This window comes from Neobacillus niacini (assembly GCF_030817695.1).
GTDB lineage: Bacteria > Bacillota > Bacilli > Bacillales > Cytobacillaceae > Neobacillus > Neobacillus niacini_F.
Genome location: NZ_JAUSZQ010000002.1, coordinates 979311 through 994045, shown reverse-complemented (window position 1 = coordinate 994045; position 14735 = coordinate 979311). Strand labels below are relative to the sequence as shown.

Annotated in this window: 10 protein-coding genes; 5 read left to right on the top strand and 5 right to left on the bottom strand. The window is 39.4% G+C overall.

Annotated features, from left to right (window positions below; genetic code table 11):
- Nucleotides 1–489 precede the first annotated feature (489 nt).
- From QFZ28_RS05105 to QFZ28_RS05090, 4 genes are all read left to right on the top strand, one after another.
- On the top strand, nucleotides 490–1413 hold the full coding sequence (locus QFZ28_RS05105) for an AEC family transporter (RefSeq protein WP_307193656.1): 924 nt from the start codon (nucleotides 490–492) through the stop codon (nucleotides 1411–1413).
- A 789-nt stretch (nucleotides 1414–2202) separates the two neighbouring features.
- Nucleotides 2203–3789, top strand: a complete 1587-nt coding sequence (locus tag QFZ28_RS05100; protein ID WP_307193655.1) for a spore germination protein — start codon at nucleotides 2203–2205, stop codon at nucleotides 3787–3789.
- Entirely contained in the window at nucleotides 3779–4993 is a 1215-nt protein-coding gene (locus tag QFZ28_RS05095; RefSeq protein ID WP_307193654.1) for a Ger(x)C family spore germination protein, read from the top strand. The genes QFZ28_RS05100 and QFZ28_RS05095 overlap by 11 nt, the downstream gene beginning before the upstream one ends.
- A gap of 223 nt (nucleotides 4994–5216) precedes the next feature.
- Nucleotides 5217–6317, top strand: coding sequence for a GerAB/ArcD/ProY family transporter (locus tag QFZ28_RS05090; RefSeq protein ID WP_307193653.1), 1101 nt, complete (start codon nucleotides 5217–5219; stop codon nucleotides 6315–6317).
- A gap of 125 nt (nucleotides 6318–6442) precedes the next feature.
- Here QFZ28_RS05090 and QFZ28_RS05085 read toward each other — a convergent pair whose 3' ends face one another.
- The 5 genes from QFZ28_RS05085 to QFZ28_RS05065 form a co-directional block, all read right to left on the bottom strand.
- Nucleotides 6443–7996 (bottom strand): BCCT family transporter, encoded by a 1554-nt coding sequence (locus QFZ28_RS05085; protein ID WP_307193652.1) that lies wholly within the window; start codon nucleotides 7994–7996, stop codon nucleotides 6443–6445.
- 144 nt (nucleotides 7997–8140) lie between these two features.
- Nucleotides 8141–9232, bottom strand: coding sequence for a tartrate dehydrogenase (locus tag QFZ28_RS05080; protein ID WP_307193651.1), 1092 nt, complete (start codon nucleotides 9230–9232; stop codon nucleotides 8141–8143).
- A 20-nt stretch (nucleotides 9233–9252) separates the two neighbouring features.
- Entirely contained in the window at nucleotides 9253–10704 is a 1452-nt protein-coding gene (locus QFZ28_RS05075; RefSeq protein ID WP_307193650.1) for an aldehyde dehydrogenase family protein, read from the bottom strand.
- The gene (locus QFZ28_RS05070; protein WP_307193649.1) at nucleotides 10697–11779 is read right to left on the bottom strand and encodes an aromatic ring-hydroxylating oxygenase subunit alpha; all 1083 of its coding nucleotides are present in this window, start codon (nucleotides 11777–11779) and stop codon (nucleotides 10697–10699) included. Before QFZ28_RS05070 ends, QFZ28_RS05075 begins: the two co-directional genes overlap by 8 nt.
- Before the next feature lie 37 nt (nucleotides 11780–11816).
- The gene (locus tag QFZ28_RS05065; RefSeq protein WP_307193648.1) at nucleotides 11817–12857 is read right to left on the bottom strand and encodes an NAD(P)/FAD-dependent oxidoreductase; all 1041 of its coding nucleotides are present in this window, start codon (nucleotides 12855–12857) and stop codon (nucleotides 11817–11819) included.
- A gap of 206 nt (nucleotides 12858–13063) precedes the next feature.
- On the opposite strand from QFZ28_RS05065, the gene QFZ28_RS05060 reads away from it, so the two are divergent.
- The gene (locus QFZ28_RS05060; protein ID WP_307193647.1) at nucleotides 13064–14437 is read left to right on the top strand and encodes a sigma-54 interaction domain-containing protein; all 1374 of its coding nucleotides are present in this window, start codon (nucleotides 13064–13066) and stop codon (nucleotides 14435–14437) included.
- The last annotated feature ends 298 nt before the right edge of the window (nucleotides 14438–14735 follow it).

The window sequence follows — 14735 nt, the reverse complement described above, 5'->3', positions numbered from 1 at the left end:
TGTTGACGTTCTTGTTTGTTTAGTTTTCAAAGAGCAATTTAACACGTCTTAAGCGACAGTGATACTATCATATCACCGCTCTATTATTATGTCAATATAATAATTTAACTTTTTTGTTCTCACTTTTAACTAGTAAAATCGGCGTTAAAAGCAACTTCCCAATAATAACACCTTTGATTCTCTTATGCAATAGAAAGTTTTCTTTTTTTCGGAATAACATTTCTTCAAAACCTTTCTTAAGAAAACAATATCTGTTCATTTTAAGCAATAACCAAAACTGAGTCCATATGAAGTCAAAAAATAAACTTACAATATAATTACTTTGATTAATATATGTCGTGGCATGATTATAGGAATTAAAATCTTATTATGAAGAGAAAATCTATTATTATATAATTAAATATACAATTTGAAGAAACATGTTTTGGTCTTGCCATTTAATATGCTTCACATTAAATGATAGTTTGTTAATTAGAGAGGAAGTTTTTTATGTTAGCCGAAATTTTTGCCACGCTTTTTGATGTGATTGTACCGCTCTCTTTACCTGTCATAGCTGGGGTCTTGCTTAGTAGGTTTGGGAGGCTGGAAATCAAGCCGCTTTTAAACTTTACCTTATATTACATAACTCCGTTCTTGATTTTTGATACATTAATGGAGTCGCGACTATCGCGTGAGGATGTCTATTTGACTCTTGCTTATTCCCTATTAAATCTTATTTTACTTGCAGTTGTTGCTAACCTTTTAGGCAAATTACTCAAACTGCCAGCCAATGATATAGCTGGGTTAACCTTGATTTCCTCATTCACCAATGCGGTCAACTATGGAATCCCACTCACCTTGCTTGCTTTTGGTCAGCTGGGGCTTGAAAAGGCCTCCGTTTTCATTGTAATGCAGATGGTCATGATGCATACGTTAGGAATCTTCTTTGCAGCACGATCTCATTTTACAATAAAAAATGCGTTAAAATCGGTGTTTGCCCTACCGGCTATTTATGCCGTATTGCTAGCCATGGTGTTACGTACATTTGATTTAACCCTGCCAGGTGGTCTGTCCACCGGAGTTTCCATGATTGCAGAAGCCTACCCACCCATTGTTCTAGCTGTCTTAGGAGCACAAATGGCCAATGTAAAAACAGAAAGTATCACCAGGAATACACGGATCACCTTTTGGACAGGCATGGGCATGAGATTATTAATCGCCCCGCTGATTGCCTTATTATGCTTACATCTATTAAAAATTGAAGGAGTAATGTTCTCCACTCTCTTAGTATTATCATGCATGCCCGTTGCGATCAACGCAGGCATTCTAGCAGAAAAGTTTGACGCGTCACCAAAAGTATTAACTACAACGATTCTTTGGACAACCCTATTGTCCTTTTTCATATTACCGGTATTGATTGTTTTGGTGAAGTAGCTTTAGAGATAAAACTCATGTCTTGTCCTTAATTGAGTAACCAGTACAGGTAAAATAAGCGGAGATTTTCCGGTTAAATGCAGAATTGAGCTCGTTTCGGGGTATATAAGCGGAGGTTTTCCGCTTATGCAAAGCAAAATCCCTCATTTTCGAATTTTCCGAGCCAATAGGCGGAATCTCTCCGTCTATTTAAAGCCTTTTTTAAAAATAATTACTAATTAAGCGGAAATTTTCCGTCTAGTTATCAGCTCAGGTGCTTAATCTAATCTAACCTAATCCCCCCAACCGATAAGTGTGCCATTTCGTAGAAATCAAAAAGACGTATAGCAATTCTTGTGTCTTTTAATAAGGAAACACCGAAAACGGAGCCCTTTATCGGAAACCGTCTCCTGATTTTCTATGATCCCTCCCCCAACATCTTTGACAGTTTTCTGCTTATCCATTTATTCATTAAAGAATATAGCTTCTTTAGAAAATAAATGGCTATCAGAAAGATAAATACAAAGTATTCGGGAACCTCCATGACTCGAAATGGGCTTACGGCATTACGTAAAGCAGTTTTCATTTCAAATCCCAACAAAAGATCGATTCCAAAGGAACAACTGATTAATATGGTTAACATCGTAATTGTAATAAAAATTATTTTCATTTTCTTATAATTCCTCATTCCTGATGAAAGCCCACTGGTACTTTTTAGAAAATGAGGAATACCTTTTTAAAATTAGTGGAAAATAAGAAAAAAGCAGGAAAGGTTTAGTGACAATGTCTCTATTTTCCCTATCCAAAAAAATGAAAAAGTTAAAAATACAAAAGAAACAGGCAGAACATAACGAACAGCCATCCAAAGCCATTCATAGTTCTATACAGGATCAAATAAACTACATAAAAGAAAAAACAGGTAATAGCATTGATGTTGTCATCCGAAAATTACAGCTTGGGGATGGCAAAAGTGCAGCGGTTGTTTTTGTAGAAGGGATTGCAGATAGTAAGGCGATTAATGATTTTTTGATTGAATCGATTATGAAGCATCGTCCCAATCACAACAGCCGGCCTATTTTTGAAATCCTATTTGAAGAGGTAGTAGCCCTGGGTGATGTAAAAGAAATTACGGATTGGGACAACTTGTACCTGTCTTTAATGTCCGGTGAAAGTATTATTCTGGTTGATGGTGCAAAAAAAGCACTTAGTGCCAGCACCAGAGGCGGGGAGCAGCGTTCCATTCAAGAACCTGGCAGCCAAGTAACCGTTCGGGGTCCGAGAGATGGGTTTACCGAATCCATTCGTACCAATACCGCTTTAATTCGAAGACGTATTCAAAACCCCAATTTATGGCTGGAAAATATGAAGATTGGCAGTGTCACGAAAACAGATGTTTCCATTATGTATATAAAAGGCATTGCAAAGGATGAAATTGTTGAAGAGGTCCGGAATCGATTACAAAGAATTGAAATCGATAGTATTCTTGAATCTGGTTATATTGAACAGCTTATCGAAGACCAGGCATTTACGACATTTCCCACCCTCTATCATACAGAAAGGCCGGATATGGTCGCAGGTAATCTACTTGAAGGCAGGGTTGCGATCATTGTTAATGGAACACCATTTGTCCTGATTGCACCGGCTGTTTTTATCCAATTTTTCCAGTCGGTAGAAGATTATTATGGCCGGGCTGATATTGCAACTGCACTAAGATTCTTAAGGATTTTAATATTCTTTATCTCAATTATTGCACCGGCTGCTTATATCGCGGCGACAACCTTTCACCAAGAGATGATCCCAACACAGCTGTTGGTTGCGATCGCTGCCCAGAGGGAAGCAGTGCCTTTTCCTGCGTTGTTCGAAGCATTGATTATGGAAGTGGCTTTTGAAATCCTCCGTGAAGCAGGGGTAAGGATGCCTAGAGCTGTAGGTTCAGCCATCTCAATCGTTGGTGCGCTAGTTATTGGTCAGGCAGCGGTACAAGCAGGTATTGTTTCCCCTGCAATGGTTATTATAGTTGCCATTACTGCAATAGCCAATTTTGCAACTCCTGCTTTTGCGGTGGCTATCTCCGCACGATTAATCCGCTTTGGATTTATGTTTGCCGCTGCAACCTTTGGTTTTTATGGGATCATTTTAGGGGTCATTATTTTAGCTGTACATTTATGCAGTCTGCGATCTTTTGGGGTACCATATTTAACCCCTATGGCTCCCCTTATCCTGGCAAACCTCGGCGATACCATTGTCCGTCTGCCAATGTGGGCACAAAAAAAACGACCAAAGCTTTTTACCAGTGATAATGAGCAGCGGGTAGGAGATAACCAGAAACCTCAACCTCCTGAAGGCAGGGGGATGGTCAACTCTGTTATAGAAAAAGGTGACCGAGATGAACAGTGAACGATTATTGCTTTTCCTAGTTTTTATCGTTAGTATCCTCCTTTTATCAGGTTGTTGGAGCAGGAAGGAATTAACCGACTTAGCTATTGTGGCTGCCATTGGAATAGACAAGAATGAAGAAGGCAGATATGTTGGCACCTTGCAAATTATCAATCCAGGTAACGTTACTGGCGGCATGCAAGGCGGCGGCGGAAGTCAAGGACCTCCCGTTTCCGTCGTAACGGGAACAGGAGATAGTATTGTCGAATTAAGCAGAAGGACATCCCGTAAATTGTCAAGAAGACTGTATTATGCGCATACCAATTTAGTTGTCATTGGTGAAGACCTTGCAAAAGAGGAATCCATCAGCGACATTCTTGATCCACTTGAACGAGATGCGGAGTTCCGGAGTACAGCCATTATTGTGATTGCCCAGGGATCGAATGCTTCCGACATCGTTAAAGTGTTGACAGCAATAGATAAAATCCCAGCAAATAAAGTAATCAAAACGTTAAAATTCACGGAAAGAACATGGGGAGAAAATATCTCTGTTAATATGCAAGATACAATAAAGACACTTGTCTCGCCTGGGAAGGAACTAGTTGTTTCGGGATTTCGTGTAAGCGGAGATACAGATAAAGGGGGAAAAGTGGAGAATACCCAGCAAACAGAACCCTCCTCCTTAATTTACGCAGGGAGTCTTGCGATATTTAAAACCGGGAAGTTAGTCGCATGGATTGATGGTGAGACTGCAAGAGGGTCTGTATTCCTCCTCGACAAATTAAATGCATCTGCAATTGCTATAAAGTGGGAAGGAAAAGACGAGGCGATGATATATGAATTAATCAGACAAAAAACAAAGGTAAGTGTAAAAATGGAAAAAGGAAAGCCCCGCGTATCAATTGATGTTCGTGCGGAGGGAAATATTGGTGAGGCAAGATTACCCATAGACCTTAATAACCCTGATGTTCTTTTAAAAATAGAAAAAGTAATTGAAAAGGAAATTAAAAAAGAGATTAGTATGGCTGTAAAGCAGGCCCAAAAAAATAAATCTGATATTTTTGGTTTTGGAGAAGCTCTTCATCGAACAAACCCTAAGGAATGGGAAAAAATGGCAACTGAATGGAATGATATTTATTTTCCAGAAGTTAAAACAGATATCGTTGTTGATGCCTTTATTCGTCGTACAGGATTGCGTAACAACCCCCACCAGGTTAATAAGTAGGGCTATATTCGTAAAGATTGTTAAAATCTTAAAGCCGATTTTAACGTGGAAATAGTTATTTTAAGCTTTTGAATTTAGTTTGCTGGCTCTTTTCTTTTAAAATATTTCTGATTTTCTGCAGATGCTCTAGCTTCAATCTTTAAATTTTGTTTCAAAAAACAACAAAGATAAGAAAAGAGCCATAAGTAATAATAAAAAAGGATGAAAAGGATGTGACAAAAGCGTGGAAAAGGCAAAAATAAGCTTATACCAGCTTTTTGTCCTAATCTTGTTATTTGAACTCGGCAGCGCAATTTTGGTACCGTTGGCAATTGATGCCAAACAAGACGCATGGCTGGCCATTCTCCTTGGAATGGTAGGAGGTCTATTCTTATTCTGGGTAAATTACCGTTTATTTCTTTATTATCCAGAGCTAGTGCCCCCGGAATACATGCAAAAGCTTCTTGGGAAAATAGTAGGTACACTCCTTGCCTTTAGTTATATTATTTTCTTTATGTATACGGCGGCCAGGGTACTTCGCGATTTTGGAGAAATGCTCCTGACCTTTGCCTATCTTGAAACACCCTTATTAATTGTAAATGCTTTATTGATGCTGGTTATTATTTATTCTGTTAGCAAAGGTATTGAGGTAGTTGCAAGGACCGGAGAATTATTTTTTGTTTCTATCTATTTTCTTGCAATTACTGGTTTTATACTCATTGTCTTTTCTGGGCTGATTGATATGAATAATTTAAAACCTATACTAGAGGAAGGCATTTTTCCTGTAGCCAAAGTAGTATTTACTCAAACCTTATATTTTCCATTCGGTGAAGCCATTGTTTTTTCAATGATTTTCCCCTATATAACAAAAAGAAAAAGTGTGAAAAAAATAGGTTTATTTGCAATCTTGCTGAGCGGAATTAATCTTACCATTACCATGGCGATTAACATTGGTGTATTGGGTGTTGACCTTGCTTCTCGTTCGCAATTTCCGCTTTTAAGTACCATTCAAAGCATACAAGTGGCAGAATTCCTTGAACGTCTTGATGTTTTTTTCATGATAGCTCTGGTCATCTGTATCTTTTTTAAGGTAAGCATATATTTTTATGCTGCCGTTGCAAGTACCGCAGTTATTTTCAAGATAAAAGAACCTTCAATGTTAACCTATCCCATGGGGATGGTTGTTTTGTTCATGTCTGTCACAATCGCAAGCAGCTATGCTGAGCATTTAAAAGAAGGGTTAAAATTTGTTACACGCTATTTGCACCCGTTCTTCCTTGTTGGTGTACCCTTACTGCTCTTAGCAATTGCCTTTTTAAAAAATCGGAAACGTAGTAGTCATTAAAAAAACTAGTAAGGACAAGGGGCTAAAAATCCCTTGTCCTAATTTTTTTAACATAGAGCGCCTTTTTCACTGAAACGATGCACGGAAAAAGAACTCGTCTGCTGACGAGTTCCCCTCAAATGTGCTTACAATGCATCGCTATGCTTTCTTTGAGTTATTTTATTCTTTACGGTGACTGGCTGTTCATTTTTCGCTGACATGATTTTCAATTCGTTTGTCAGCCCTTTATAGGTAGAATAACACATAACTAACATGAGGACTGCTAGCGGTATCGATGTTGCCACGAGGGCTGATTGTAAGCCAGACAAACCACCTGTCATAATTAACACAGCGGAAACTGCTGCGATGATGACGCCCCAAATGATTTTAGTCGTCTGAGTAGGATTCGGATTACCATTTTCACTAATCATCCCAAGTACAAAAATAGCTGAATCCGCGGATGTAATAAAGAAAATTAGCACAAGAACCATCGCTAGTATACTTAGGAATGTACTCATCGGGAAGTATTCAAAGAATTTAAACAGTGCAGATGTTACATCCGATGATACAGCCTCCGCAATGGCCGTTTTACCCTGATTTTGGATGAGATCAAGAGCTGATCCTCCCATAACAGCAAACCACAAGAAGGAACCAAGAACGGGGATAAAGATGGCCCCCATCATAAATTCTTTAATGGTTCGTCCCTTAGAAATCCTCGCCACAAAGCTTCCTACAAGCGGTGCCCAGGCAATCCACCAGCCAAAATAGAATAGTGTCCAGCTTCCAATCCATGATCCATCATTATAAGGCTCCGTTCTGAAGGACATACCAATAAAGTTTTGGGCATAATCCCCAATCCCTTGTAAAAAGATTTTTAAAATCGATTGAGTTGGTCCAAGTACCAGCATAAATGCTAATAAAAGAAAAGCGAGAGCCATATTCAAATTAGATAAGTATTTCATGCCGCTTTGCAGCCCTGAAACAGATGATCCAAGATAGAGTGCCGTTACGACGACAATGATGATCACCTGGGTAAGAAATCCTACCGGAATACCCCATAGATAATTCATCCCGCTATTTACTTGTAAGGTTCCAAAGCCCAGTGATGTTGCAATTCCAATTACGATCGAAAGGGTAACAACGATATCAATAAATTTGCCGAACCTGCCTTTAATTCTGTCTCCTACCAACGGGTAAAAGGTAGAACTTAAGGAAGAAGGCAGTTTTTTTCGAAATTGGAAGAATGCTAGTGAAACACCTACAACCGCATAACAGGCCCAGGCTGAAACACCCCAGTGCAGGTAAACAAATTGCATCGCAAGCTTTGCCGATTGTTCGGAGGATGCCTTTCCGAACGGAGGATCAATATAGTAGGATACAGGTTCAGCAACTCCCCAAAACACGAGACTAATCCCGATAGAAGCGGCGAATAGCATGGCAATCCATGTACTTGTTTTAAATTCGGGGCGATCCGTATCATCACCTAAGCGGATTTTCCCAAACCTCGATAACCCAATATGCATACAAAAGGCAAAGAAGATAAAAACACTGCCGAGAATAAACCATCCTAAATTATTATAGATAAAGTTTAGCGAAGAGTTTGAAAAGTTCTCCAATTGTTTCGGTGCAAAGATCCCGATACTGATTAAGGCTAAACTGATGGCCAATGAGAAATGGAATACGGTTTTCTTACCGTTCATATAAACACTCCTTTTAGATTAGATTTTTTCAATGTAAGCGATTTCTAAATATGGTAAAAAAACGTATATATCGAAAGAATATTTTGAAAATTTGAGTTGGCGTGATATCACATGAGGAACGATCATCACGTGATATCACACATTTTACACGTTTAACGTGTTTGATGGAACAGTAGATTCAATGATTTCAATAATCCTGTCCGCTACTTCAGAGGTTGAAGCCGTGCCATTCATATCAGGTGTTAAGACTTGCCCTTCTGTTAAAAGCTGTTCAATGGCATCAAGCACCATCTTTCCATATACTTCATAGCCGAAGAAGTCGAGCATTTGACTTGCTGACCAAATTGTCGCTAATGGATTCGCAATCCCTCGACCCGCTATGTCTGGTGCTGAACCATGAATAGGCTCGAACATGGATGGATAGTCTCTTTCCGGATTAATATTTGCCCCCGCTGCCAGTCCAATTCCTCCGGCAATAGCAGCACCTAGATCAGTCAATATGTCGCCAAACAAGTTGGATGTGACGACCACTTCAAATCGCTTCGGGTCTTTTATCATCAGCATTGCCGCTGCATCGACAAGATACGACGCCGTTTTTACTTCAGGATACTCCGCACTCACTTCTTCAAAAACTTGATCCCAAAAAACCATCGAATAATTCAAAGCATTTCCCTTCGATATACTCGTCAGGGACCTTCCTTCTTTTTTGGCCGTTTCAAACGCATAACGGATAATCCGCTCTGTTCCCTTTCTGGAAAAAACACTGTTTTGTAAAACTACTTCGTGTTCTTGCCCTTTAAACAGCCAATCTCCAGCACCGGAATATTCCCCTTCACTGTTTTCACGGATAAACAGCATATTAATATCCTCCCGCTTCACATCGTTTAAAGCGGTTTTTGCTCCTTTTAATAATGTCACAGGGCGTATATTCACATACTGATCAAAGCTTTTTCGAATCTTCAGCAATAAATCCCACAAGGAAATATGGTCAGGGACGCCAGGAAAACCAACCGCTCCCAAGTATATCGCGTCAAACTCTTTTAACTGCTCAATACCATCATCATCCATCATTTTTCCATGTTTCGAATAAAACTCACAGCCCCATGGAAAATAGGTGAACTCAAATTTGAAGCTTGAATCGATGCCGGCCACTTTATTTAAAACGTTGATTCCCTCATTAATCACTTCCGGCCCAACACCATCACCCGCAATTACCGCAATTTTTAATATTTTCATGACGTTAACTCCCCTTATTTTTAACTATGATTCCAGACAACTAATTTCATTTCGGTCATTTCTTCGACTGCATATTTAATACCCTCACGGCCTGTACCACTTTCTTTTACACCGCCGTATGGCATTTGATCCACACGATATGTTGGGATGTCATTAATAATAACACCGCCTACATGTAATTCCTGCGAAGCAAAAAGAGCATTTTTTACACTATTTGTATAAATACCAGCTTGAAGTCCAAAACGGGAGTTATTTACTTCTTTAATCGCTTCTTCTACTGATTTTACTTTGTTCACAACCACAACCGGTGCAAAAGCTTCCTGGCATGATACCTTTAAATCGTGGTCTGCATCAGTAATAATCGTTGGCTCAAGAATACCGTCCTTCAGCTTTCCTCCTGTTGCGATTGTGGCAGTGCTGCCCTCCGTTTCGTCAATCCAGCTTAATACACGATCTGCTTCTCCTTTTGAAATTAATGATGAAATATAAGTTTCCGGGTCAAATGGGTCACCAATTTTCAATTGCTTCGTTGCTGCGGTAAATTTCGATACAAATTCTCCATACACCTCTTCATGGGCATACACGCGCTGTAAGGAAATACATACTTGTCCTTGGTTAGAGAATGCTCCCATGATACAACGATCGATAATTTGATCAATGTCAGTGTCTTTATCAATAATTAAGGCAGAATTGGAACCAAGCTCCAATGTTGTCTTTTTTAATCCAGCTTTACTGCGGATACCAATTCCTACACTTGGGCTTCCCGTAAAGGTAACCATGTTCACTCGATCATCTTCCACAATCGCTTCACCCACTGTACCACCAGGGCCAGTCACCACATTTAGGGCACCTGCTGGAAGACCTGCCTCAAGAAAGAGTTCTGCAATAAAGAGCGCAGAAAGTGGTGTCTGTGATGCAGGTTTTAATACAATCGTGTTTCCTGCCGCAATCGCAGGCCCCACTTTATGAGCAACAAGGTTCATCGGAAAGTTAAACGGTGTAATGGCTCCAATTACGCCAATCGGTTCTCTTAGCGTATATCCGAAACGGCCGACACCGCCTGTTGCCGCATCAAAAGGAATCGTTTCACCATGAATTCGTTTTGCTTCTTCCGCGGCAAACTTATACGTTTCAATGGTTCTTGCCACTTCTGCCTTTGAAAACATAATGGGTTTGGCGGATTCACGGGTAATAATTTCAGCTGCTTCATCCGCTCTTTCTTTTAAAAGAGTAACAACCGTTTCCAAAATCTCTGCCCGTTTATAGGCCGGCATTTTCGCCATTACCCCACGCGCGTTGTAAGCAGCTTCGATTGCTTTTTTCGTAAGCTCTGTATCTGCCATCGCGATTTGGGCGATTTCCTCACCAGAATAAGGGGAGTACAGTGGTGCAAATTTCGCTGCTTCTACTTTTTGTCCATTGATCAATAGGAACTGTTTCGTCGACGTTAATTCACTCACATTTTTACTCATTGAGGGCCTCCAATACCATTTCATGAAATTGTAATATCGCTTTTTCTGAGGATGAATATCTGCCTTTATTAAATGCACGGGACCGGAAGCCAATTTGCTCCAGCTCTACAAGTTCAATATCCTCCTGGCGAACCTGTTCTGCAAATGCCACTAAGTCTTTTTCTTCTTGCGTCAAATTTTCATCACGGAAATAATAGGTATAAACAGCCATAGAGGTTTCGTGATCAATTGGAATCATTTGAATGGTAGCCATATTACCAGGTCCCGGATAAATCGTCACCATCAAATTCGGCCACAACCAGTAAAAAGAACCGCCTTGCATTTCAGCTTCATCTAGATTAACCGTCCCATACTTTTTATCTGGTTTTACAATGGTACCTTGGATCGAATAATTGTCACATGTGATAATTTGGTAATTATTCATATCCAGGGCTGCAACGAAACCTGGATGGGCAACATGGCAATGGTCACATTCTAAATAGTTGTCGATATAAGCCTTCCAGTTTGCTTTTATCACACGTGTTCTTTGGTGAGTTCTTTTTAACTCACTTAAGAATGGGAACTTGCTCAATTTTTCAAAGAAATCGCCAAATGACTCGCTTAATGGCTTTGCGTTATCATCAAGATTCACGAAAATTAAGGATTCCATAATACCGATGGAGACAGATCGTAAACACGCATCTTTCACACAAGCCGCATCTTCCCCGCGAAAGTTAGGAGCTTTATTCAACTGACCATCAAGTTTGAAAGTCCATCCATGATACCCGCATTGCAAGATTTTCTTGTTTCCAGCCTCTGTTCTTTCTAGCTTTGTCGCACGATGGGGACAAACATTGTAAAAAGCGCGTATCACTTCATCTTTTCCGCGGTTTACAATAATCGGCTCACCGGCTACATCAACGGTAAAAAAGTCCCCTGGCTTTTCTACTTGACTGACATGACCAACAAGCTGCCATGATTTTGAAAAAACAACATCCATTTCTTTTTCCAATACTTTAGGGTCTGTATATTTGTCATATGGTAACGTTCTTTCAAATGTACGATTCGTTGCATTTTGCACTTTGTTATAAGCCATCATTATTTCCTCCATCAATAGATTGTTTTTTTTACTATTAAACTCTTACGATCTGTTCTTTATTGTCTTCCCTGCTTTTGTCTTTTTTCTCCATCATGCTCGTACTGTGAAGGTGCTGCACTTTTGAATTTGGATCAAGGTAAACCTTAGCATTACTCACAGCTGTCGGCGCTTCCCCAAAACCGCTTGCAATCAGCTTTATCTTTCCTTTATACGTACAAATATCCCCTGCGGCATAAATCCCTTTTACAGATGTCTCCATTTTGGAATTGACAACAATCGAATTTCCTTCGATTTCTAAACCCCAGTCCTTTATCGGGCCAAGTGAGGAGACAAATCCATAATTAACAAGAACATCATCTACTTCGACTTCCATAGACTCGTCAGTGTTCGCTTCTGTTAAAACCACTTTTTCTACCTTGTTTTCTCCTAGTAGTTCGACTGGAACGTACGGCGTTAAAACCTCTACCTTTGATTTTTTCAATAATTCAACACTGTGTTCATGGGCACGGAACTTATCTCGTCTATGAATCAGTGATACTTTTTCGGCTATTGGTTCAAGCATTAACGCCCAATCAACCGCAGAATCACCCCCGCCAAACACAGCGACCCTTCGTCCGGAAAATTTACTTAGGTCCTGAACGAAATAATGGATATTAGCGCTTTCAAATTTTCCTTCGCCCCGCAATTTCAGCTTCCGTGGCCGGAATGCACCATTTCCAGCAGTAATAATGACTGCTTTCGTAAAATGAGTTCCTTTGTTCGTTAAGATCGCAAAAGACTGATCTGAAAGACGCGTAATACTTTCAACTGATTCCTCTAAGCAAATAGTTGGTTCAAACTGATTCATCTGCGTCACCAAATTATCAATGAGCTCGCCTGCTCTCACCTTTGGAAGCCCAGCAATATCATAAATATATTTCTCAGGGTACAACGCAGACAATTGTCCACCTAATTGAGGAAGACTTTCGATTACTTTTACGGAAGCTTGGCGCATTCCCGCATAAAAGGCAGTAAATAAACCAACTGGCCCCCCGCCGATAATGGTAATATCAAATGTTTCTAGTTGCTCTCCCATACCTTCCCTCCCAATTGTTTTAAAACAAAATAATAACTGACTCATATCTTTTCTAATGCAAGTACTGTGCCAATGTTGTTAAATCAAGAAGTAGACAGAAAACCAGTAAAAATTTGCTGAATATTATGAATAAATGAGTTAAAATTGACTCAATGCCAATTAGTTTGAAGCAAAAATAACTCACTTTGAAAGATGAGGGCTTTTCCATGAAAATATCGAATTACACAGGCAATGTTGAAATGACAGTACAAACCCTATTAAAAATTCTTGATCACTCCTCTGACGAAATCTTCGTCCTTGATGGAGAAAAGCGAATTCTTTATGTCAATCAGGTTTGCGAAAAGCACTATGGGCTAAAACCAACAGAGGTCATTGGAAAATTTAATGTCGAACTGTTTGAAAAAGGGTATTGGAAACCTTCGATTGTACCCGAGGTTTACAGAAGAAAAGTCCCCTGTTATATGAGGCAGGTCACAAATATTGGGGCGGAGTTAATGACATCTGCAGTCCCGATATTGAACGAAAAAGGAGAAATTGACCTCGTTGTCATCACATCAACTCAAGTAGAAACGATTAAAATGATGAAGGCAAAAGAAGAGAATGGTGAGTCAAAATCCACTCACGAGACTGCTGATGATGCTCATATCGTAACAAATAGCGGCAAGATTAAGAGGATCTTAGAGTTTTGCAAAAAAGTAGCTCCTACAGATTCAAATATTCTTATTCTAGGAGAGTCAGGAACAGGGAAAAGTGTGCTGGCTCAATATATTCATAAAATCAGCAGGCGGAAAAATGGACCATTTCTAGCCATCAACTGTGCCGCCATTCCTGAGGAATTATTAGAATCTGAACTGTTTGGCTATGCAAAAGGGGCCTTTACCGGCGCAAGTAAATTGGGGAAAGAAGGTCTAATCGAGGCTGCAAATGGCGGTACCTTATTTTTAGATGAGATTGGGGAAATGCCTCTATCTGTACAAGCAAAACTTCTCCAGGTCATTCAGGAAAAACAGTTTATCCCTGTCGGAAGTAATAAAATAAAAAAAGTGGACATTCGGATTATGGCAGCAACCAATAAAAATTTATCGGATATGGTGAAAGACAAAGCCTTTCGCGAGGATTTATTTTACCGCTTGAATGTGATTGATATTCACTTACCGCCGTTATCTGAAAGAAAAGAAGATATTGTTCCGCTCATTTACAACTTTTTAAATAAATTTAATCAGAAATATAATGAAAATAAGGTAATATCCGATGAATGCCTGAATATACTTATTCACTATTCCTGGCCGGGCAATATACGCCAGCTTGAAAATTTAATTGAACGTTTGGTGATCATAAGCAATTCCATTATTCAGCTGGCTGACTTACCGGATATTATCAATGAAAATGTCGGACAGGTTACACAGCTTGCTCTTCCAAACTCCTTGGATAAAGCGCTGGATGAAACAAGGAGGACCCTTATCAGAAGATCTTTTCAAACGTACAAATCTTCTAGAAAGGTAGCCAACGACCTCGGCATTAGCCAAACGAAAGCATCGAACCTAATTAGAAAATATTGCTCAGATTTACTAAACGGGTGAGAATTTTTGAGTAAAAAAAGTGTAAGGCCTAGAAACTTTACACTTTTAAAGCACCTTAATATTCTACCAAGAACAAAACAAGAGGTTGTCAGCAGCTGACAACCTCTTGTCTTATGCAACCATTAGTAACTGACCCTAATTTCTGCCTATATTAATTTGCTTAATCCATGTATCTGTTTTACCGATAGATTCATTACCATAATTTAGAAAAAATAAATAGTTAAATTTAATACAAATAACGACAAAGTTTACGCTATACTATCTTGTAGACTTGTAATGAAAGATTAATATAATTGTA